Genomic DNA, 22,083 nt, shown 5'->3' on the forward strand with positions numbered 1-22,083 from the left:
TGAGAACGTGGAAACAATTTTACATAATGATCCGATTATGGCTGCTGTAATTTCGTGGTTTTTAGCACAGTTAACGAAAGTTGTCTTTAAATTATTTAAAACGGGTGAGTTTGATTTTGCGAAGTTTTTTGCTTCAGGCGGCATGCCAAGTTCTCATGCTTCAACTGTTACAGCACTTGCGACAGGTGTTGGAGTTGTGGAAGGTGTGGAAAGTTCCATGTTTGCGATTGCTGCCATTTTTGCCATTATTGTTATGTATGACGCTTCAGGAGTAAGGCTTGCGGTAAGTAAACAAGCGAAAATATTGAATGAATTTTTTCACGGTAGACAAACAGAATATAAGAAGTTAAATGAACTTGTCGGACATACACCGTATGAAGTAGTAGTCGGTGCTTTATTAGGGGTTATTGTCGGAGTAGGATATTGCTTATAAGCAGAACATACTATATGTTCTGCTTTTCTTTGTTTTTATACATATTCACCTGTCTTATTGAATATCGTTATACGGATTTCGAAAAGGCGGGTGAGTAACTTGTTATTATATGAAAAAGTGCATGAAGAAATAGTGAGAAGAGCAACTGCACTTCAAACGATGCAAAGGCAAGATGGTACGTGGCGGTTTTGTTTTGAAGGAGCGCCATTAACAGATTGTCATATGATTTTTTTATTAAAATTACTAGGTAGAGATAAAGAGGTAGAACCGTTTGTGAAAAGATTAGCATCACTTCAAACAAATGAAGGGACATGGAAGTTGCACGACGATGAAATGGGTGGCAATTTATCAGCTACTATTCAAGCTTATGCTGCGTTACTTGCTTCGAAAAAATATACAAAAGAAGATGCGAATATGAAGCGAGCGGAAATGTTTATAAAGGAGCGTGGCGGGGTAGCACGTGCTCACTTTATGACGAAGTTTTTATTAGCGATTCATGGAGCATATAAATACCCTCCGATCTTTCATTTGCCAACACCGATTATGTTTCTGCAAAATGATTCCCCCCTTAGTATATTTGAATTAAGTAGCGCAGCTCGTATCCATTTAATTCCGATGATAGTTTGTTTAAATAAAAGGTTTCGTGTTGGAGAAAATTTATTGCCAAATTTAAGTCATATTGAAGGCGGGGGTGGAGAGTGGTTTCGAGAGGATCGATCTCCGGTCTTTCAAACGGTAGTAAGTGATGTGAAAAAGATTATATCGTATCCGCTTTCTTTACATCATAAAGGATATGAGGAACTAGAACGTTTTATGAAAGAGCGTATCGATGAAAATGGAACGTTATATAGTTACGCAAGTGCTTCATTTTATATGATTTATGCTTTACTTGCATTAGGACATTCGATTCAATCGCCAATTATTCAAAAGGCAATAACGGGGATAACATCTTATACATGGAAGATGGAAAGAGGGCATCATTTGCAAAACTCGCCGTCAACTGTCTGGGATACAGCATTACTTAGCTATGCATTACAGGAGGCTCATGTTTCAAAGGAAAGTAAAATGATTCAAAATGCAACAGTGTACGTATTAAAAAAACAGCATACAAAAAAAGCTGATTGGGGCGTACATGCACCGGCTCTTACTCCAGGTGGTTGGGGTTTTTCGGATGTGAATACGACAGTTCCGGATATTGATGATACAACGGCTGCGTTAAGAGCGTTGGCACGAAGTAGGGGGAACGAAAATGTAGATAATGCTTGGGGAAAAGGAGTTAATTGGATTAAAGGATTGCAAAATAATGATGGTGGCTGGGGCGCTTTTGAAAAAGGGGTAACGAGCCGATTATTAGCAAATTTACCAATCGAAAACGCAAGCGATATGATAATAGATCCTTCTACACCAGATATTACAGGGAGAGTGTTAGAGTTTTTCGGGACGTATGCACAAAATGAATTGCCTGAGAAACAAAAACAAAGTGCGGTAAATTGGTTAATGAATGAACAGGAGGGAAATGGATCTTGGTATGGAAAATGGGGTATTTGTTATATATATGGCACTTGGGCGGTGATGACTGGTTTACGGTCACTAGGAATTCCTTCTACACACCCTTCCTTGAAACGAGCCGCTTTATGGCTTGAACATATACAGCATGAAGATGGTGGCTGGGGAGAATCTTGTCAAAGTAGCTTGGAGAAAAGGTTTGTTACTTTACCATTTAGTACACCATCGCAAACAGCATGGGCGTTAGATGCTCTTATTTCCTACTATGATAAAGAAACACCAGCTATTCGAAAAGGAATTTCATATTTACTTGCGAATCCTAATAGGAATGAAAAATATCCTACTGGTACAGGTTTGCCGGGTGGATTTTATATTCGTTATTATAGTTATACCTATATATATCCATTACTTACATTTGCGCATTATGTAAAAAAATATAGAAAATAAACCGAGAGATATCTCTCGGTTTATTTTGTTGGGTAGTAGGTCCCTGTTGAAAAGAATAAGGTTATGATTTACCTTATTTTTCTGTTGACTGGCGTTTTTGACGTGCATTAGCGGCATTTGCACGTGCGTTTGCTTCTAAGTCATTGTGGTCAGCGAGTTCTCGAGAGAACTCGACATCAATGCCATCAGCAGCTTTGCTCTGTTTGAAATTCTTTTTGTTCATTCGATACAATCTCCTTGTGCATTATGCGACGTTGCAAAGTTAGTTTGACACAAATAGACTTTTTTATACAAAGAGGATTTGGAAAGCAAGGGGCAGAAATATACAGTATAAGTAATAGAAATGGGGGATAGGGATGGAGTTTTTAACTGGGAAAACAGCTGTTATAACAGGTGGTGCACAAGGAATAGGAAAAGAAATAGCAAAGGTTTTTGGAAAACTAGGGGCGAAAGTATTAATAAGTGATGTGAATGAAGAAAAGTTACAAGAAACGACAAATGAATTAGTGGCAGAAGGATATGAAGTGAGGCAGTATCGTTGTGATGTGAGTAATCAAAATGACGCGAAGACATTAATTGAATATGCAGTTCAAACATTTGGTGAATTACATATTTTAGTGAACAACGCAGGTATTACACGAGATGCTATGTTACATAAAATGGAGAAATCAGCATGGGAACAAGTACTGCAAGTAAACTTAAGCGGTGTTTTTTATTGTATGCAGCCAGCGCTTCTTTATATGAGACAGCAAGGATATGGAAGGATTATTAATATTTCTTCTATTAGTAGGGATGGGAATATTGGACAAGCGAATTATGCAGCTACAAAGGCAGGAGTTGTAGGTTTAACGAAAACAGCGGCGAAAGAAGTTGGAAGTTTCGGTATTACTTGTAATGCAATTTGTCCAGGGTTTATGGATACAGATATGACAAAAACGATACCAGATAAAGTGAAAGAAAAGATGGTTGGAGCGATTCCAGTTGGTAGAATTGGAACGCCAGATGATATTGCGAACGCAGCGGCCTTTTTAGCGTCAGAATATGCATCCTATATTACAGGAGAAGTATTAAATGTGAGCGGAGGGCTGCAAGTTTAAAGGAATACAAATTGAAAAGAACCTGACCGAGTGGGTCAGGTTCTTTTCAATTTAATTTAAGTTTAACCAAACGCTCTTCACTTCTGTATAGTTATTTAATGCATAAGAGCCCATTTCACGGCCAAGACCAGATTGTTTAAATCCTCCAAATGGAGATGCTGCATCAAAGACGTTATAACAGTTTACCCATACTGTACCTGCGCGTACTTTACTTGCAACATAGTGTGCTGTCTTAACATTTTCTGTCCATACACCAGCTGCCAAGCCGAATTGTGATTTATTCGCACGTTCAATTACTTCATCAATATCGTTAAACGGTATTGCAGAAATAACTGGACCGAAAATTTCTTCTTTTGCAATCGTCATTTCATCATTTACATCAGCGAATACTGTAGGGGAAACAAAGTAACCTTGATCGAATGGATTACTTCCTCCGCAAAGTACTTCAGCGCCTTCTTCAATTCCTTTTTCGATATAGCTCATTACACGTTTTTGTTGTTCTTCGGAAACGAGAGGCCCGATTGTTGTTTCAGGGTTAAGACCGACACCTTGATTTAGTTTTTTAGAATAGAGGACGAGATCAGCCATCACGTTATCATACATTTTCTTTGGAACAAATAAGCGTGATCCAGCAGAGCATACTTGTCCTTGGTTAAACATAACACCAGAAAGTGCACCAGGAATCGCGCGAGATAAATCAGCATCTGGCAAGATGATATTTGGTGATTTACCACCTAATTCAAGTGTAACGCGTTTTAATGATTCGGATGCTTGTCTCATAATTTGTTTACCAACTGGAGTAGAACCAGTAAATGCAATTTTATCAACGAGTGGATGATTAACGAGAGCTTGTCCAGCTGATTCACCGAATCCAGGAACGATATTGATAACACCTTTCGGGAATCCAGCTTCTTCAATTAATTCAGCTAAGTATAGAGCGGAAAGTGGAGTTTGTTCTGCAGGTTTTAAAACGATTGTACATCCTGTAGCAAGTGCTGCTCCCATTTTCCACATTGCCATAAGAAGTGGGAAGTTCCAAGGAATAATTTGACCGACAACACCGACAGCTTCATGGCGTGTATAGTTAAAGTAATCACCGGAGACAGGAATTGTTTGACCAACGATTTTCGTAGCCCAGCCAGCATAATAGCGCATATGTTCAATTGCAAGTGGTATGTCTGCTGCCATTGTTTCACGGATTGGTTTTCCGTTATCTAACGTTTCGAGCTGTGCAAGCTCTTCTTTATGTTCTTCCATTAAATCGGCAAGCTTGTACATAAGGCGGCTTCGTTCAGCGGTACTCATGCGAGACCAAGGACCTTCGTCAAAAGCCATGCGAGCCGCAACTACAGCTTTATGAATATCTTCGCGACCAGCTTCAGAAACGACGGCAAGTGTTTCGCCAGTTGCTGGGTTAGGTGTTTTAAATGTTTTTCCGGAAGCGCTTTCAATGAAAGATCCATTCACATATAACTTTTTCGTGCCTTGAAGAAACTTTTCTACCTTTTCATGAAGATTTACAGCTAGTTGACTCATTGTATAACCCCCTTGAAAATATAATGTAAACGCAGTACGAGACGGCGTTTATTCCGAAATCAAGGATGTGGGAACTAGATGAAAAGCCTCTAATTCAAATCATAATTAATAAATACTGAAAATTCAAATTTCATTTGTGTTACAATTGTAAAAAATATGTAATGTAAGAAAATCTTCTATGTAATTATAAAAAATCCTGCTTGTTTTTGCTTTCTAGTAGGAAAAACTAGAAGAACAATGGTACAATAATACATCGTGAGAGGAGGGAGAAAAATGAAGGATTATCATGATGATCCACGTTTTCGAATTGCCCATAGAGAAGCGTTAATTGGTCTTGGACTGGCTATTATTAATTTTATAATATGGTACGGATTTGCTTATGGGCTTGGTAGTAAAGATCCAAGTGAATATACATACGTATTCGGTTTTCCAGCATGGTTTTTTTATAGCTGTATTGTTGGATTTATCGTTATGGTTATTTTGCTTAGTTTAGTTGTTCGTTTTGTATTTCAAGATATTTCACTCGATGAGGAAGAAAAAAGTGAGGAATAATAGATGAATTGGTATGTAATCATTCCAATGATAATTTCATTTATCGTTGTATTTTTAATTGGTGTATATGCTTCAAGGCGTGTACAAACAACGGCACAAAATAAATTTTTACAAGAATATTTTCTTGGTGGGCGTGAGCTTGGCGGTTTATTATTAGCAATGACAATGATTGCTACGTACGGTAGTGCGAGTAGCTTCATTGGTGGGCCTGGTATAGCATACAATATGGGGCTTGGATGGGTACTATTATCAGCGATTCAAGTTGTCACCGGATATATCGTATTAACGGTTATTGGTAAAAAGTTTGCAATTATCGCTAGGAAGATGGAAGCAATTACTTTGATCGATTATTTAAAAGGAAGATACAATAATAAAGCAGTCGTGATTCTTTCAGCGTTATGTATTATTATCTTTTTATTTTCAGCAACAGTAGCTCAGTGGGTTGGCGGTGGACGATTAATTGAGTCGCTAACGGGTTTATCGTATACAACAGCGCTATTTTTATTTACTTTTTCTGTACTTGTGTACGTATTAATTGGTGGATTTCGTGCAGTCGCGTTATCAGATACGATATTAGGTATCATTATGCTGGTTGGAACGACAATCATTTTAATTGCGACTGTCATCGCCGGTGGTGGAATTGAAAAGATTATGCACGAACTCGTTCAAATTAATCCGAATTTAATTACACCATTCGGAGCAGATGGTAGTTTAACGAAATCATATGTTACATCGTATTGGATTTTAATTGGAATTGGCGTCGTTGGTTTACCGCAAATTAGCGTGCGTGCAATGTCGTATAAAAATTCAAAAGCGATGCATCAAGCGCTCATAATTGGGACGATTGTCGTTGGTACAATTATGATTGGTATGCATTTAACAGGTGTGTTTGCACGAGTAGTACTTCCGGGTATAACAGTACCAGATAAAGTAATGCCGCTATTAGCAATGGAAGTATTGCCACCTTGGTTAGCTGGAGTTTTCTTAGCTGCACCAATGGCAGCAATTATGTCTACAGTAAACTCGTTATTGTTACTTGTAAGTTCATCGATTATTAAAGATATATATGTAAATTACATAAATAAAGATGCAGCAGACAGTACGATAAAAAAAGGAAGTCTGTGGATTACTGGTATTGTAGGGCTGCTCGTTTATGCAGCAGCGATTAAGCCACCAGATTTCTTAATATGGTTAAATTTATTTTCATTCGGTGGATTAGAAGCGGCTTTTATTTGGCCGATTGTGTTAGGGTTATATTGGAAAAAAGGGAATGCAACTGGAGCACTCGCTTCCATTGTAGTTGGGGTAGGCTCATATATGTGTATTCATCTTTTCTATCCAAATCCGTTCGGTATACATACAGTTGTCTTCCCAATCTGCTTTGCATGTATTGCTTACATCATTGGCAGTATGGTTACTATGAATAAAAAAATCTAGATAAAATGGAGAACGCAGCCCGTATAGGGTTGCGTTTTTTCGTATGAATTTGTTCTTTTTTATTCTGTATACGTATGGGTATTCATAAATTAATAACAATTGAGTGGATGGAGTTGAGGTCGATGAAAAAAGTATTATTTTTAGGAGACCCAGGAATTGATGACTCTTTAGCCATTATGTATGGAATCATGCATCCTGATATTGATATTGTTGGTGTTGTAACAGGGTACGGGAATGTAACACAAGAAAAAGCAACGAGTAATGCGGCGTATTTATTGCAAATGGCAGGACGTGAAGATATACCAGTTATTAACGGTGCGAAAATTCCTTTGTCTGGGGATTTTGTGACGTTTTATCCGGAAATTCATGGTGCAGATGGCTTAGGACCTATTAAACCTCCAAAAGCTTTTTCACCAAATATAAAACCTTTTTGTGCATTTTTCGATATTCTTGAGCAGTATAAAGGAGAATTGATTATTGTTGATGCAGGAAGGTCAACGACACTAGCGACAGCTTTTATTTTAGAAAAGCCGATGATGAAGTATGTGAAAGAATATTATATAATGGGCGGTGCGTTCTTAATGCCAGGCAATGTTACACCAGTCGCAGAGGCGAATTTTCATGGTGATCCGATTGCATCGCAATTAGTCATGCAACATGCTAAAAATGTGACATTAGTACCTCTTAATGTTACATCCGAAGCAATTATTACACCAGAAATGGTAAAGTATATTACGAAACACTCTAAAACGAGTTTTAATAAATTAATCGAACCGATATTTACGTATTATTATAAAGCTTATAAAAAGATAAATCCAAAAATAACAGGTAGTCCGGTACATGATGTTGTTACGATGATGGTTGCGGCGAATCCATCCCTTTTAGATTATGTGTATCGCCGTGTCGATGTAGATACAGTTGGTATTGCAAAAGGAGAAAGTATTGCTGATTTCCGGCCTCAGCCTGACTCAAAAGCATTAAAGAATTGGGTGCGAATCGGTTGGTCATTACATTATAAAAAATTTCTAGAAGACTTTGTGAAAATTATGACGTAGACATGATAGGAGCATACAAGTTAAAATAATGGAGATGGTCATGTAAATGATCATCTCCATTATTTTGTTTTTAAAAGATAGAGAGATAAGAGTTACACAATAGGAGAGGAATTTTACTTGAAAAAAACTATAGTATGCGCAGTGATTGTGGGTATTTTCGTTTTGCTAATATCGGGTAATTTTTTAGTGAAAAAAGTTTGGAGTTCAAATAATGATGATGCACAGTATATAGCATCTTTTATTGAAGAACATAAAGATGAGAAAAATAGTGCGCTTTTAGTAAAGAGAAATGATAAAGTTGTTTATTCTGTAAATCCAAATGTTGTATTGCCAGTTGCTAGTACGATGAAGCTAATAGTGGCACTTGAATATACGAAACAAGTTACAGAAGGGAAAATTGACCCCTCTAGTTTCGTTTCCATTAATGATGTGAATCGTTATTATGTGCCGAATACAGATGGCGGTGCACAAGACAGATGGCAAAATTATTTGCAAAAAAAAGAAAAAATAACTGAAGGAGCAGTCTCATTAGAGGAAGTTGCAAAAGGTATGGTTAAGTTCAGTTCAAATGCGAATACTGAATACTTAATGGAAGTGTTAGGATTGGATAACATTAACCGAAATTTACAAAGTTTATCGCTTCCTGCACATCAACCACTATTTCCGATTGTTTCATCTTTATACATTCCGGGATACTTGCATAAAGAACTACATGTTCCAAAAGATAAAATAGAGAAAAAGTTAAAAGAAATGTCTCAAGAGCAATATCGTGAGTATGCGATGATTATTCATGAACGCTTAAAACAGAAAGGGCCATTATTGCAGAAGGAACTTCCTCTTTATTTGGAGGACCGTTACGATAAAATTTGGTCAGATAGATTGCCGGCTGCTTCTGCAAACGATTATATGGTATTGCTTCAAAAGGCAAATCATAAAGGTGGCTTGACAGAAGCGGAGGAAAAAGTGTGGGCGGATATCGTTGAGACGGATATGAGTGCCAAGAAATATCGTAAAATATTCAGACACGCGGGGCAAAAGAATGGTTATACACCATGGACAGTGACAAAAGCAGTTTATGCAATGGATAAACGCGGGAACTGTACAGAAATAGTGTTCTTAGCAAATGATTTAAATGAGGACGACAGTGCGGAAATACGGAAACATTTAGCAAACTTACATTTCCAAGTGTTGCAAAGTGATAAATATGATGCGACTTTTATTAAATAAACTCGGTGCTTAAAGCACCGAGTTTATTTTTGTGTACAAGCACTTTTTTGCTATCTCTGGGTATGATGGGTAGTAATACTTAGGTGAAAGGGGAAAAGGTGATGAAACAGAGTAAAGAAGAGTTTATAAAGAGTGAAGGCGCTGATTTCCCTGGGAAAACATATGTGGATTGTGTATTACAACATGTATTTGATTTTCAGCGAAATTACTTATTGAAAGATATGTTTGAAGTGCACAAAGCACATATTATAATGTTGACTGAAGAAAATTTAATGAAAAATGAAGAAGCTAAAGTTATATTAAACGCACTAAAAAAGATAGAGGGAATTCCGAAAGATCAATTGCTATATACAGAGCAACATGAAGATCTCTTTTTTTTAGTAGAACATTTAATTTTTCAAGAAGCAAAATGTGATTTTGTAAGTAATATGCATATTGGTAGAAGTAGAAATGATATGGGCGTTACGATGTATCGCATGAGTTTAAGACGATATGTTTTACGATTAATGGAACATCATTTGTTATTGCAAGAAAGTATATTGCAACTTGCCGATGATCATAAGAAAACGATAATGCCAGCATATACACATACGCAACCAGCACAGCCAACAACATTGGGTCATTATGCGTTAGCGATTTACGATACGATGCAAAGAGATTTAGAACGAATGAAAAAAACGTATCAGCTTTTAAATCATTCTCCGATGGGGGCAGCTGCTCTTTCTACAACAAGTTTCCCAATTAAACGAGAGCGAGTGGCTCATTTACTTGGATTTACAAATGTAATCGAGAACTCATATGATGCTGTTGCTGGTGCGGATTATTTATTAGAAGTTAGCTCGTTACTTATGGTAATGATGACAAATACGAGTAGATGGATTCATGACTTCTTATTATTAGCAACGAAAGAATATGATGGTATTACTGTTGCGAAGCCATATGTACAAATTAGTAGTATTATGCCGCAAAAACGAAATCCGGTTTCAATTGAACATGCCAGAGCTATTACGAGTAGTGCTTTAGGGGAAGCTTTTACTGTATTTCAAATGATTCATAATACACCATTTGGTGATATTGTCGATACAGAGGATGACTTGCAGCCGTATTTATACAAAGGAATTGAAAAGACAATTCGTGTGTGTTGTATTATGAATGCAGTCATTCGAACGATGAAAGTAGAAGAAGAAACGTTAAAAAGTCGTTCCTATAAACATGCAATTACGATAACTGATTTTGCAGATGTTTTAACAAAAAACTATGACATTCCATTTCGACAAGCGCATCATGCAGCAAGTGCTATTGCAAATATGTCATTGGAGCAGAAAAAGGAGCTTCATGAATTACATTTCGAAGAAGTAGATCTGTACTTACAAGAAAATTTGAAAGTGCGTTTATTAGAAGAAGAGTGGAAAGAGATTATATCACCCGAAGCTTTTATTCAAAAAAGAAATGTATGTGGTGGCCCGAGTAAAAAAGAAATGGAGCGCATGATTAAAAAACGAAAAGAGTCGTTTCAACAAGAAGAAGAGGTATTTGAAAAGGAAAAACAGAGAATTTTACAAGCTGAAAATGATTTGAATACGTTAGTCTTGAATATTATTGAATCGTAAAAGAAGGATTTAATGAATTAATCGCCAATACTTAATGAAACTATAAATAGAGAGAAGAGATTGTCGATGATTCAATTACATGTGTATGAAGAGATACTTAATTTTAAAGAAGAGGTTACACCATTTTTAGAAAAGAATGAGCAGGAAAATAATCTTATATTAGGGTTATTACAAATGGTCCAAGAACCGATATTTATGGGGGCAGCGAAACAAGGAGAAGAAATTGCGGTTGTATTTCTTCAAACAGAAGAGAAGAAACAAATCATTGTTGCAAATGCTGAAATTTCGGGAGTAGCTATCAAAGTGCTTGCAAAAGAGTTAACGAAAGTATATCCGGATATTCCTGGATTGATTGGTAATAAGAAAATTGTACAGAAATTAGCGGAAGAGATCGCGATGTTAGAAAATAAGAAAACGAATGTTGCAATGGAGCAAGGTATATATGAATTAAAACAAGTAAAGAAAAAGTGGAACGGAGATGGAATCTTTCGAGAAGTAAGTAGTGATGAACTACCATTAATAGAACAGTGGATATATCAATTTTGTGAAGACGTGAAGCTCCCAACTACGAAAGAAGAAGCGAAACAAACAGCACATACATTAATCAATAATAGTCGTCTATTTGGTTTGGAAGTGGATGGAAAACTCGTTTCTGTAGCTGCAAAAACGAGACCAACTAATAATAACATAACGGTTAATTTCGTATATACGCCAAAAGAAGCAAGGAAAAAAGGATATGCGTCTAATTGTGTAGCCGCCCTCAGTCAACATTTGTTAGATGAAGGTTATAAAACGACCACATTGTATACGGATTTAGCAAATCCAACATCTAATAAAATTTATAAAGAAATTGGTTATGAGCAAATTATGGAGTCTGTACTTATATTTTTAGAGGAATAGAATGAAAAAGCGTGCTATTTTAGCACGCTTTTTCGCTATTCATCAATTCTAATAACCTCACCCTGCGGGAAGTCCTCAGTTTCTAGTAAGTTACGTATAGCTTTCGCAACGTATACAGGTGACAGTAGTTTTCCTTCTTCTTTTAATGCGATGAAGCGGTCTAAATTTGTGAAGTCTTCTTTATTTGTTTCACGAATTTGTACTTGCATATTTGTATCAACAACACCAGGTGCAAAAGCGACAATTTTTATTGGGTATTCTTTTTCCGCTTCTTCAGTAGCTACGCACTGTGTAAACATATTTACACCAGCTTTCGTTGTACAGTAAGCGCCCCATCCAAAATAAGGATTTTTTCCTGCTCCAGATGAAATGTTGATAACGCGTTTATCTATTTTCCATTCTTTCGTATGTTTCATGAACGTAGATGTAAGAATCATAGGTGCAAGTAAATTAATGTGAACGTTCGTAATGAGTTGTTCACTTTCTGCTTTTTCAATTGGTTTCATTGGTGCAAGTGTGCCCGCATTGTTAATTAAATGAATAGAGGATACATTGTCTTCTTTAATAGATGAGATGATCTCTTTAAAGTTAGTTTCTAAGTTATGTACATCTTGAAGATCTACGGAATGGAACATACAATTGCTGTTATTTTGTTCTGCAAGTTTAGTAAGCTTTTTATTTTCTCTTCTAGAAATAGAGATGACAGTTGTATTTTTTTCTAATAATTGCGTGGCAATTGCTTCACCTAAACCTTGTGAAGTTCCTGTTATGATTACATAGCGCATAATGTTACAGACTCCTCTCGCATATGCGGAATTTTGTTGGACAACGTACATCACATAGGTTGTCTACATTTTATAGTATAAATCACTTTTTACTATAGATGAAATGAGATGATTATGTGCCTTTTATGAACCGTTTTACAACAACAGTAACTGGTGCTGTCACGTTTACTGGGAACACGTTGGGACTCAGTCCTACATCTCCTGCGCCTGGCAATAACTTTGGTACGATTGATGTGTTTACTACAGTAAATACATCACTTCAAGTGCCAGGATTCCCAGCAGGAACGACAAATGATTGGCGATTAAATTCTTCAAGTGCAATTTTAAACTTGCCAGCAGGGAGTAGTGTATTATACGCAGAACTTGTGTGGGCTGGGACGTACAGGACTGATACTGAGGATGTTACAGCGTTTTTAAATGATAATATTTCGTTTACAACACCAACAGGAACATTTTCTGTTACGCCAGATCCGGCTACTGCCCAGCAAGGTTCAGTAGGGAGCCAGTTTTATTATAGTCGTTCTGCTAATGTAACAAATCTTGTTACTACGGGTGGAGCAGGAACATATACAACGGGTGTCGTACCAGCTACAAGAACATCCGCTGAGACATCAATTAGTCGTTCGGTAGGTTGGACTCTTGAAGTTGTTTATCAAAACGCGAGTTTACCACTTCGAAATTTATCAGTGTATGCAGGTCAAGAAATTATTGAGGCTTCATCACCACCAGTAGATGCTATTATTTCAGGTTTTGCAACGCCGTCTACGGGAACTGTTACAGGAAGGGTACTTGTAACTGCCCAAGAAGGTGATGCTAACATTGTTGGAGATCAACTTCGATTTGGGCCGAGTATGAATGCTACAGTTGCTTTATCTGGACCAAGAAATCCCGCAAATAATTTCTTCCAATCACAAATTTGTAATGACAATGGAAATTTAGATACGAGCGGCACATTTGGAAATTTGAATCAGCCGCTGGGGGCAGCCTTTCCTATCCGAAGACAAGGGTGGGATATTACGAATGTAGATGCCTCATCATCATTGGTAAATAATCAAACGTCAGCCACGGTTCGGTTCGTTACAAATGGAGATGGATACGCTGCAGCTGGATTTGGTGTTCAAATTGATGCGACGGGGCCGATTATAAATCCTGTTAAATCAGTTGATAAAACAGTTGCAGGGGTAGGCGATATTCTTACCTACACGATTACAATTCTAAATACAGGAACGGGAAGTGCGGATAACGTTGTATTACAAGATAGTATTCCGAATGGAACGACGTTTATAGCAGGCAGTGTGACAGTAGGGGGAGTAACCCAGCCGAGCGCGAATCCAGCCACTGGAATTAATTTAGGAATGATACCTAACAATGCACAGAGAATCATAACATTCCAAGTGAGAGTCACAACATTCCCAAGTCCGAATCCAATTCCAAATCGTGCAAGTGTGTCTTATCAATTCCGTCCTTTTGTAGGAAGTCCACTTGTTACAAGTACAGCTTCTTCAAATACAGTACAGACGACAGTAAATCGTGCGAATTTAAGTTTACAAAAGTCTGTAGATTTGCAAACCGCAACAATTAATGATGTATTAACGTACACAGTTAATGTGACGAATAATGGAAATGTCACTGCAAACAATGTGATTTTTGTTGATAGCATACCTGCTGGAACAACATTTGTCGCAAACAGTGTTACGGTAAATGGAGTAGCGCGTCCTGGGGAGAATCCCGCAAGTAGTATTAATATTGGGAGTATTAATGCTTCGCAAACGACGGTAGTGCGTTTTCAAGTTCAAGTAACATCTAACCCGCTTGTAAATCCAATTCCGAACCGTGCAAGTGCAACGTTTAACTTTATTCCAGTTTCTGGTCAACAACCAGTTTCAGGGCAAGCGACAAGTAATACTGTAGTTACTACTATTAATATAGCTGATATAAGAACGAGAAAAACAGTTGATAAAGCTTTTGCGACAATTAATGATGTTCTTACGTATACCATTACAATTGAAAATACAGGAAATGTTGCTGCGACGAACGTTATTTTTCAAGATCCAATCCCAATTGGAACGACTTTTATCGCAAATAGTGTGACTTTGGACGGGGTTTCACAACCTGGGGCAAATCCAGCGACTGGGTTTACGATAGCGAATATATCTCCAGGTGGGAGTAGGACTGTTACATTTCAAGTACGAGTAACATCTACGCCGTCAGGGGGTACGATTGCCAATCGCGGAAATGTATCAGCTAATTTCGTTGTTAACCCGAATCAGCCACCAGTAACGATTAATAGACAAACGAATACAGTTGTGACACAAGTTAATACAGGCGGTTTAAATGTAATAAAAGAAGTGAATACAACACAAGCGGCAGTAGGGGACACTTTAACATACACAATTGCCGTTCAAAATACGGGAAACGTCCCGTTAACAAACGTATTTTTCCAAGATGCTATTTCTTCTGCTGTTTCATTTGTGGCAAATTCTGTAACAATTAATGGAGTACCGCAAAGTGTACTGAATCCGAATACAGGATTTTCTCTTCCAAATATTTCTGCGGCTCAAACAGTTATAGTCACATTTGGCGTATTAATTGTACAGGATCCAGAAAATGAAGATATTTTAAATCAAGCAAATGTAACAGCAAGTTTTCAAGTGAATCCGAGTGAACCACCTGTAACAATCAATGTTCCGAGTAACGTTGTGAATACAACTGTACAATCAGGGAACTTTGAAGTTGTAAAATCAGTAAATACTGATGTTGCAACGGTAGGAGATGTTTTAGTATATACAATCGAAATCATAAATGCAGGTAGTGTACCAGCTACAAATGTATTTTTCCAAGATTCAATTCCGCAAGGGACATTATTTATTGAAAATAGTGTATTTATTAATGGCGTTTTACAAGAAGGAGCAGATCCAGAACTTGGATTCCTATTAAATAATTTGCCTACTGGCGCGAATGTAATTGTTACGTTTGAAGTGTTAATTGATGAAATTCCCCAAGGAAATAATGTTGTAAATAATGCGAATGTCACTGGAGATTTCCTTGTAAATCCAACAGAGCCACCGATTACTGTAACAGTACCAAGTAATACTGTTATGACAGTCGTGAATTCTTCAGGGTTAAATGTAATGAAAAGTGTAAGCGCTACTGAAGCCGGTGTAGGAGATACGTTAACGTATACAGTTCGTATACAAAATAGTGGAACAGTAGCAGCAACAAATGTATCATTCCTTGATCCAATTCCATCTGGAACAATGTTTGTAGCGAATAGTGTAACAATAAACGGAACACCTCAACCAGGTTTAAACCCAACAACTGGACTTCCGCTTGCTAATATTCCAGTAGGGGGGATGGTAACAGTTACTTTTCAAGTAACAATCACGAGTGTGCCACAAAATAGAGTTCTTCCGAATAATGCGAATGTCACTGCGGATTTCCAAGTAAGTCCTCTCCAACCGCCAATTACAATTGTAACGATTAGTAATATTGTTGTGACACGAGTGAATGTAGGATCAATTAATGTAATAAAGAGTGTAAATACACCACAAGCCGGTGTAGGAGATACGTTAACGTATACAATTCTTATTCAAAATACAGGAACTGTTCCCGCAACAAATATTATTTTTCAAGATCCAATCCCAGCTGGAGCTGCATTTGTAGCGAACAGTGTCACGATAAATGGTGTTGTTCAGCAAGGTGCGGATCCTATGGCAGGTTTTCAAGTACCAAATATTCCGGTCGGACAAACGGCTACGATTACGTTTCAAGTTACAGTGACGAGTGTTCCGAGCGGTGGAAATATTAGAAACCAATCGAACGTTACTGCAAGTTTTCTTATAAATCCAGCAAACCCTCCAATAACGACTATTACAAATAGTAATTTTGTAGTGACGCAAGTAAACACAGCACAATTAAATATACAAAAATCTGCATCTGTACAACAAGCAGCACTTGGAGAAACATATACGTATTCTGTTGTCATTCGAAATAACGGCACAGTTACAGCAACGAATGTTTCTTTCGTTGATCTGATTGCACCTGAAACAACATTTGTCGCAAATAGTGTCACGATAAATGGAATGCCTCAACCTGGATTTGATCCGAATGTTGGTTTCCCTCTTCCTAATATTGCAGCTGGAACGCCATTGACAGTAACGTTCCAAGTTACAGTTGTTGCACCGTCTACACGCGGAGCTGTTTTGAATACAGCATCTGCTACAGCTACTTTTTTACTAAATCCTTTACAACCACCTGTAACAACGACAAATTCAAGTAATACGACAGTAGTTACGATACCGTTACCTCCTCCTGGTGAAGTAACAGCAACAAAAACAGTTGATGTTGCAACTGGAACGATGGGGGATGTATTAACGTATACTGTGCTAATTTCGAATGTAGGAGTTATACCTGTTACAGATGTGTTCTTCCAAGACGTAATTCCAGAAGGAACGACATTTGTTGAAAATAGTGTAACAATAGGTGCGATCCAGCAACCAGGTGTAAATCCAGAAATAGGGTTTACAGTTACTCCTTTACTAATTGTTAATGGAAATATTTCAGTAACGTTCCAAGTGACGATTACAGAAATTCCAGATAATGAAGTCATATTAAATGATGCTGACGTTACATTTACTTCACAACCGAACCCGCAGGAACCGCCAATTACACAAATAATATTGACGAATTTAGTCGTTACGACGATTAATATAGCGTTTATTTTTCCGCTAAAATTAGTAGATAAGGAAGTAGCGACTGTAGGAGAAATTTTAACTTACGATGTATTGATTTTTAATTTTGGAACAGTGGCAGCGACCAATGTTCAATTTATTGATACGACTTCCGAAGGTGTAGCGTTTGTACCAGGAAGTGTAAGTATAAACTTGGTACCAGCACCAGGATTAAATCCTTTTAGTGGTTTTACAGTTCCAAATATACCTGTAGATGATTTTGTACGTGTCACCTATCAAGAGATGGTAACGAGCATACCAGAAGGTAGAACAGTTGTTAACTTTGTAGACGTTACAGCTACATTTACTGTAAGTGAAACAGAGCTGCCTATTACGGAAACGACGACAAGTAACACGACATTAACGGAAATAAATGAGTCTGGTTTGAATGTTTTAAAATCAGTAAGTAAGCCAGTTGTTGCCGTAGGCGATATACTCACATATACAACAGTAGTTCAAAATACAGGGACAGTGATAGCGACGAATGTTCAATATAGTGATGTATTACCTTCCTCTATAACATTCGTCCAAAGCAGTGTAACAATAGGCGGTGTGATACAACCTGGATTCAATCCTAATAATGGATTCCCGCTTCCAGATTTAAATCCAGGGGGAAGTGTAGAAGTCACCTTCCAAGTCACGGTTGTCAGTGTCCCAACAAACGGGACTATTGCCAATACAGCACATGCTACTGGAAGCTTTATATTAGTACCAGGAGAACCGGCAGTTGTAGTAAATCAGCCAAGTAACACAACGCTTACAACTGTAAATAGAGGACGCTTTAATGTTATTAAACAAGTAAATAGAACAGCTACACAAGTTGGAGATGTATTAACGTATACGGTGCAAATAACGAATACGGGAACAGTAACAGCTAACAATGTTCAGTTTATTGATACGATTTCAGCAGGAGCGTCATTTGTACCAAATAGTGTCACGATAAATGGAGCACTGCAACCAAACTTAAATCCGATTACTGGATTTGAGGTTGGAGATATACTTGTTGGCGAAATAGTTATAGTGGCGTTTCAAGCGACAGTTACAACGATTCCGTCATCAGGAACAATAACGAACGTTGCAAATATAACTGGAAGCTTTACTTTAGTGCCGGGAGAACCACCAGTTGTAGTAACAGAGCCGAGTAATACGACAATAACAAGAGTAAATAGAGGACGATTCAGTGTTGTAAAAACTGTAAATAAAGAAGCAACTCGATTAGGAGATACGTTAACTTATAGTGTGCAAGTTACAAATACGGGAACAGTACAAGCGGCGAATGTTCAGTTTATCGATGTTCCATCGGCTAGTTTAGAATTTGTTACTGGAAGTGTACAAATAAATGGAATTTCGCAAGTAGGTTTAGATCCTTTTGTAGGCTTTTTATTACCGGATCTTGCGGTAGGGGATAGCGTATTAATCACATTTGAAGTAAATGTAATTTCAATTCCGCCTTCTAATAGTATTATGAATACAGCGAGAGTCACTGGTGATTTTGAAATGATTCCAGGAGAACCACCGTTTACAATTACGAGTCCAAGTAATACGACAGTAACTCCAGTAAATCGAGGTAGCTTAGATATGCTAAAAGAAGTAGACAATTCAATTGTTGGAGTAGGGGAAACGGTAACGTATACTGTTCGTATATTAAATACTGGTACAGCTGATGCGACGAATGTTCAATTTATTGATACTTTATCTCCGGAAGCTACTTTTGTACCAAATAGTGTAATGGTAAATGGAGTCGCGCGTCCTGGAGTAAATCCAGAGGCTGGATTTACGATTTTAGACATTCCAGTTGGTGAAACAGCGATTGTAACATATGAAGCTACGATTACAAGTTTTCCAGATGGCGGTACAGTAGTGAACGTTGCTGGGGCATTAGCAGAATATATTTTAGTACCAGGAGAGCCACCAATTACAGTGATGGACACGAGCAATACAGTTATTGTAACGGTAAATACGGCAATCTTATTTGTTGCAAAAGGAGCAAACTTTGAAGTAGCGATGATAGGAGATGTTGTCACTTACGGAATTGCTGTTATAAATGATAGTACAGTTCCTGTGATGAATATTGTTTTAACAGATATTCTTGATCCTAATACGTTATTTATAAATGGTACGGTAACGGTAAATGATGTACCTCTTCCATTTGCTAATCCGAATACTGGTATCCTGTTAGGTGATTTTCAGCCAAATGATGCAGCAATTATTAATTTCCAAGTTGTAATAACAGGAGGACAAATAAATAATTTAGTTACAAATACTGCTACTGCGAATGGGCTTGCAACTGTAAACCCTAATGAACCGCCTGTAGTAGTTGAAGGTGATAGTAACACAGTTGTAATACCATTTATTCAGCCGAATGTCTCAACGATAGTTGTAAAAAGGGCAGATTTGCAAACAGCAACAATTGGAGATGTTATTACGTTTACGACAGTTATTACAAATACGGGGGATACTGGCATACAAAATATTCGTTTTCAAGATATGTTAGATAGTAGTGTTGGATTTGTCCTTGGAAGTGTAAAGGTTGATAATACTCCAGTGCCAAATGTAAATCCAGTATCGGGATTTTTAATAGGTAGTTTAAGTTCGGGGGAAGCACGCGCAGTTTCGTTCCAAGTAATAGTTGAACGAGCACCAGATGGTTCAGGCAATTATATTAATCAAGCTAGTATTCGCTTTGAATATGAAGTAGGAACAGTATTACCGCCTGTGACACAAATAATAGAAAGTAACATAGTTATCATTCCGTTTGTTCCAACGATTGAACAAATTTGCGAAACAAACTTTAATTGTTTAGATAAAATTCCATTTCAATGTCCCCTATGTAATCACTTGCTTATAAATAGAAAATAAATACCAAAAGCATCCTGCAAGAAAGAATAGGATGCTTTTTTCATATTATGGATAAGTCGTTATCCAATCAACAAGATGCTCACCGCCAAGTGTGAAAACAACTTCTTCTCCTAATGAACAGAACTTACCTATTTTAATTTCGTTTCATCATTCCAAGAAAAAATAGGTGGGCCAACTTTACTATAAATGTAATCATCGATATCATATTTACTATATTCAGATTTTTGATTTAAATATAACATAGCAATTTCAGCATCCTCACTAGAGTAAATAATAGATAGGGAAGTCGAAATGTGTTAATGGATTGGTAATGTGTCAGTATGTTAGTAAGTAAAGTAAATAAAAGGGAGTGGAATGTATGAAACACAAAATGGGATTATATAACAAACCTTTTCAGTCAATTCAATCAGGAAAAAAAGTGTATGAAGTACGGTTATACGACAAAAAACGTCAACTTATAAAACAAGGTGATGAAATTGTATTTACAAACCTTACAACAACAGAAACGATGGTTACAAAAGTAACGGAGATAAAACGATATGAACGTTTTCAAGAAATGTATGAACACATTGATAAAAAATTATTGGATTGTGAAAATAATAGTTTAGAGGAAATGCTAGAAAGTACATACAAAATATATACGAAAGAACAAGAGGAAAATTTGGGAACGGTTGCGATTGGCATTGAGGTAATAAAGTGATAAGACATCGTGGTGCAGCTATTATTGTGCAGGACGGGAAAGTTGCTCTTATAAAACGTATTCGAGAAGATGAGACGTATTATGTTTTTCCAGGCGGAGGAATTGAGGAAGGTGAAACACCTGAAGAGGCAACGAAGCGAGAGGCATATGAAGAATTAGGGATACATATAGAAGTGAGGAGCCTTATTACAAAGGTGAAGTATAAAGGTACCGAATATTATTATGAAGCCTATATTACGGATGGATTCTTTGGAAACGGAAAAGGGGAGGAGTTTAAGCGGAAAGATAGAGGAAGCTATATTCCGTTATGGATGCCGATAAAAGAGTTGGAAAATGTAAATGTAAAACCTTACGAATTGGTCGAAAGTATATTCGATTATTATAAGATATAAGGTCTGACAACATACAAAAAAAACCATTGACATAGCCTTCTGATTTAAGTATTGTATTCGAGTATGTTTATAATCAGGAGGTTTATATGAGCAATCAAACTACTACATATCATGTAAAAATGACAACAGCAGATCCATCTGGAATTGGTCTATTTGGATTAGCAATGGTAACACTTGTAGCATCATCTCAAAAGTTAGGTTTAACAGATGGCGTTTCACTTGTATTACCATGGGCAATCTTTTTAGGAGGATTTGCACAAATCTTTGCATGCATTCACGATGCAAAGCATAACAATACGTTCGGTACAACAGCATTTGGTGCGTACGGCCTATTTTGGTTAGGTGTTGGAACGACTTGGTTAATTCAACTTGGAGTATTTGGCGAAAAACTAGCCCAAACTGCAGATTCAAAACAGCTTGGTGTAGCCTTTATTGGATATTTGATTTTCACAATCTTTATGACGATTGGTGCAATGGAAACACATAAAGTATTATTTATGATTTTCGTACTTATTGATTTCTTATTTATTGGTCTTTCATTAAGTACTTTAGGTGTTATGCCGCACGCAATGCATAATGTAGCAGCATATTCTGAACTTCTTATTTCATTATTATCTTTCTATGGTTCAGCAGCAGCAGTGTTAAATACACACTTCGGAAAAGTTGTTTTACCAGTTGGAAAGCCATTTGGTATTTTTAAAAAGTAATAAAAAAGCACAGATGTCTGTATAGACATCTGTGCTTTTTTATATGGAATAAATAAAAACAAAAATATAATTGAAATTGATTCTCATTATTAATATAATGAGAATGAGAA

16 protein-coding genes and 1 pseudogene are annotated in these 22,083 nt (G+C 37.1%); 13 read left to right on the forward strand and 4 right to left on the reverse strand.

Going from position 1 to position 22,083, the window contains the following annotated elements; genetic code table 11:
* Positions 1 to 7 precede the first annotated feature (7 nt).
* Both ACQKNI_RS00130 and ACQKNI_RS00135 read left to right on the forward strand, forming a co-directional pair.
* On the forward strand, positions 8 to 433 hold the full coding sequence (locus ACQKNI_RS00130; protein ID WP_088229857.1) for a divergent PAP2 family protein: 426 nt from the start codon (positions 8 to 10) through the stop codon (positions 431 to 433).
* Positions 434 to 532: 99 nt separating this feature from the next.
* The gene (locus tag ACQKNI_RS00135) at positions 533 to 2,386 is read left to right on the forward strand and encodes a terpene cyclase/mutase family protein (protein WP_427282085.1); all 1,854 of its coding nucleotides are present in this window, start codon (positions 533 to 535) and stop codon (positions 2,384 to 2,386) included.
* Between the two features lie 73 nt (positions 2,387 to 2,459).
* On the opposite strand, the gene ACQKNI_RS00140 is transcribed toward ACQKNI_RS00135, so the two are convergent.
* Positions 2,460 to 2,609 (reverse strand): YfhD family protein, encoded by a 150-nt coding sequence (locus tag ACQKNI_RS00140; RefSeq protein WP_140417291.1) that lies wholly within the window; start codon positions 2,607 to 2,609, stop codon positions 2,460 to 2,462.
* Between the two features lie 133 nt (positions 2,610 to 2,742).
* Between ACQKNI_RS00140 and fabG the strand changes: the two genes are divergently transcribed.
* The gene (fabG, locus tag ACQKNI_RS00145; protein ID WP_088229855.1) at positions 2,743 to 3,483 is read left to right on the forward strand and encodes a 3-oxoacyl-ACP reductase FabG; all 741 of its coding nucleotides are present in this window, start codon (positions 2,743 to 2,745) and stop codon (positions 3,481 to 3,483) included.
* Positions 3,484 to 3,534: 51 nt separating this feature from the next.
* Here fabG and dhaS read toward each other — a convergent pair whose 3' ends face one another.
* On the reverse strand, positions 3,535 to 5,019 hold the full coding sequence (gene dhaS, locus ACQKNI_RS00150; protein WP_088229854.1) for an aldehyde dehydrogenase DhaS: 1,485 nt from the start codon (positions 5,017 to 5,019) through the stop codon (positions 3,535 to 3,537).
* 273 nt (positions 5,020 to 5,292) lie between these two features.
* On the opposite strand from dhaS, the gene ACQKNI_RS00155 reads away from it, so the two are divergent.
* The 6 genes from ACQKNI_RS00155 (at position 5,293) to ACQKNI_RS00180 (ending at position 11,800) form a co-directional block, all read left to right on the forward strand.
* Positions 5,293 to 5,571 carry a YhdT family protein gene (locus ACQKNI_RS00155; RefSeq protein ID WP_088229853.1) on the forward strand — a complete coding sequence of 93 codons (279 nt, stop codon included), beginning with the start codon at positions 5,293 to 5,295 and terminating at the stop codon, positions 5,569 to 5,571.
* Between the two features lie 3 nt (positions 5,572 to 5,574).
* Positions 5,575 to 7,008: a sodium/pantothenate symporter gene (gene panF, locus ACQKNI_RS00160; RefSeq protein WP_088229852.1), complete on the forward strand. Its 1,434-nt coding sequence runs from the start codon at positions 5,575 to 5,577 to the stop codon at positions 7,006 to 7,008.
* A 122-nt stretch (positions 7,009 to 7,130) separates the two neighbouring features.
* Positions 7,131 to 8,063, forward strand: a complete 933-nt coding sequence (locus ACQKNI_RS00165; RefSeq protein ID WP_088229851.1) for a nucleoside hydrolase — start codon at positions 7,131 to 7,133, stop codon at positions 8,061 to 8,063.
* 117 nt (positions 8,064 to 8,180) lie between these two features.
* Positions 8,181 to 9,290, forward strand: coding sequence for a serine hydrolase (locus ACQKNI_RS00170; RefSeq protein WP_098357649.1), 1,110 nt, complete (start codon positions 8,181 to 8,183; stop codon positions 9,288 to 9,290).
* Positions 9,291 to 9,391: 101 nt separating this feature from the next.
* Entirely contained in the window at positions 9,392 to 10,900 is a 1,509-nt protein-coding gene (gene argH / locus ACQKNI_RS00175; RefSeq protein ID WP_088229849.1) for an argininosuccinate lyase, read from the forward strand.
* Between the two features lie 66 nt (positions 10,901 to 10,966).
* Entirely contained in the window at positions 10,967 to 11,800 is an 834-nt protein-coding gene (locus ACQKNI_RS00180; RefSeq protein WP_088229848.1) for a GNAT family N-acetyltransferase, read from the forward strand.
* 35 nt (positions 11,801 to 11,835) lie between these two features.
* Here the strand turns inward: ACQKNI_RS00180 and ACQKNI_RS00185 are convergent, their stop codons facing one another.
* On the reverse strand, positions 11,836 to 12,585 hold the full coding sequence (locus ACQKNI_RS00185; protein WP_088229847.1) for a (S)-benzoin forming benzil reductase: 750 nt from the start codon (positions 12,583 to 12,585) through the stop codon (positions 11,836 to 11,838).
* Positions 12,586 to 12,701: 116 nt separating this feature from the next.
* Here ACQKNI_RS00185 and ACQKNI_RS00190 point away from each other — a divergent pair, with 116 nt between their 5' ends.
* Positions 12,702 to 20,174 carry a DUF7507 domain-containing protein gene (locus ACQKNI_RS00190; RefSeq protein WP_427282086.1) on the forward strand — a complete coding sequence of 2,491 codons (7,473 nt, stop codon included), beginning with the start codon at positions 12,702 to 12,704 and terminating at the stop codon, positions 20,172 to 20,174.
* Between the two features lie 48 nt (positions 20,175 to 20,222).
* Here the strand turns inward: ACQKNI_RS00190 and ACQKNI_RS00195 are convergent.
* Positions 20,223 to 20,416, reverse strand: a pseudogene (locus tag ACQKNI_RS00195) (CatB-related O-acetyltransferase); the annotation flags it as partial.
* A gap of 116 nt (positions 20,417 to 20,532) precedes the next feature.
* Between ACQKNI_RS00195 and ACQKNI_RS00200 the strand changes: the two are divergent.
* The 3 genes from ACQKNI_RS00200 (at position 20,533) to ACQKNI_RS00210 (ending at position 21,973) form a co-directional block, all read left to right on the forward strand.
* Positions 20,533 to 20,874 carry an ASCH domain-containing protein gene (locus ACQKNI_RS00200; RefSeq protein ID WP_088229845.1) on the forward strand — a complete coding sequence of 114 codons (342 nt, stop codon included), beginning with the start codon at positions 20,533 to 20,535 and terminating at the stop codon, positions 20,872 to 20,874.
* Entirely contained in the window at positions 20,871 to 21,266 is a 396-nt protein-coding gene (locus ACQKNI_RS00205) for an NUDIX hydrolase (RefSeq protein ID WP_088229844.1), read from the forward strand. The genes ACQKNI_RS00200 and ACQKNI_RS00205 overlap by 4 nt, the downstream gene beginning before the upstream one ends.
* 86 nt (positions 21,267 to 21,352) lie before the next feature.
* The gene (locus ACQKNI_RS00210; protein ID WP_088229843.1) at positions 21,353 to 21,973 is read left to right on the forward strand and encodes an acetate uptake transporter; all 621 of its coding nucleotides are present in this window, start codon (positions 21,353 to 21,355) and stop codon (positions 21,971 to 21,973) included.
* Positions 21,974 to 22,083 lie beyond the last annotated feature (110 nt).

The sequence above is a fragment of the Bacillus sp. NPDC094064 genome (assembly GCF_050279585.1).
GTDB lineage: Bacteria > Bacillota > Bacilli > Bacillales > Bacillaceae_G > Bacillus_A.

Bases quoted from the DNA above. Each gene is read 5' to 3' on its own strand.
- ACQKNI_RS00140 (WP_140417291.1), bottom strand. From the start codon at position 2,609: ATGAACAAAAAGAATTTCAAACAGAGCAAAGCTGCTGATGGCATTGAT.
- fabG (WP_088229855.1), top strand. From the start codon at position 2,743: ATGGAGTTTTTAACTGGGAAAACAGCTGTTATAACAGGTGGTGCACAA.
- dhaS (WP_088229854.1), bottom strand. From the start codon at position 5,019: ATGAGTCAACTAGCTGTAAATCTTCATGAAAAGGTAGAAAAGTTTCTT.
- ACQKNI_RS00155 (WP_088229853.1), top strand. From the start codon at position 5,293: ATGAAGGATTATCATGATGATCCACGTTTTCGAATTGCCCATAGAGAA.
- panF (WP_088229852.1), top strand. From the start codon at position 5,575: ATGAATTGGTATGTAATCATTCCAATGATAATTTCATTTATCGTTGTA.
- ACQKNI_RS00165 (WP_088229851.1), top strand. From the start codon at position 7,131: ATGAAAAAAGTATTATTTTTAGGAGACCCAGGAATTGATGACTCTTTA.
- argH (WP_088229849.1), top strand. From the start codon at position 9,392: ATGAAACAGAGTAAAGAAGAGTTTATAAAGAGTGAAGGCGCTGATTTC.
- ACQKNI_RS00180 (WP_088229848.1), top strand. From the start codon at position 10,967: ATGATTCAATTACATGTGTATGAAGAGATACTTAATTTTAAAGAAGAG.
- ACQKNI_RS00185 (WP_088229847.1), bottom strand. From the start codon at position 12,585: ATGCGCTATGTAATCATAACAGGAACTTCACAAGGTTTAGGTGAAGCA.
- ACQKNI_RS00200 (WP_088229845.1), top strand. From the start codon at position 20,533: ATGAAACACAAAATGGGATTATATAACAAACCTTTTCAGTCAATTCAA.
- ACQKNI_RS00210 (WP_088229843.1), top strand. From the start codon at position 21,353: ATGAGCAATCAAACTACTACATATCATGTAAAAATGACAACAGCAGAT.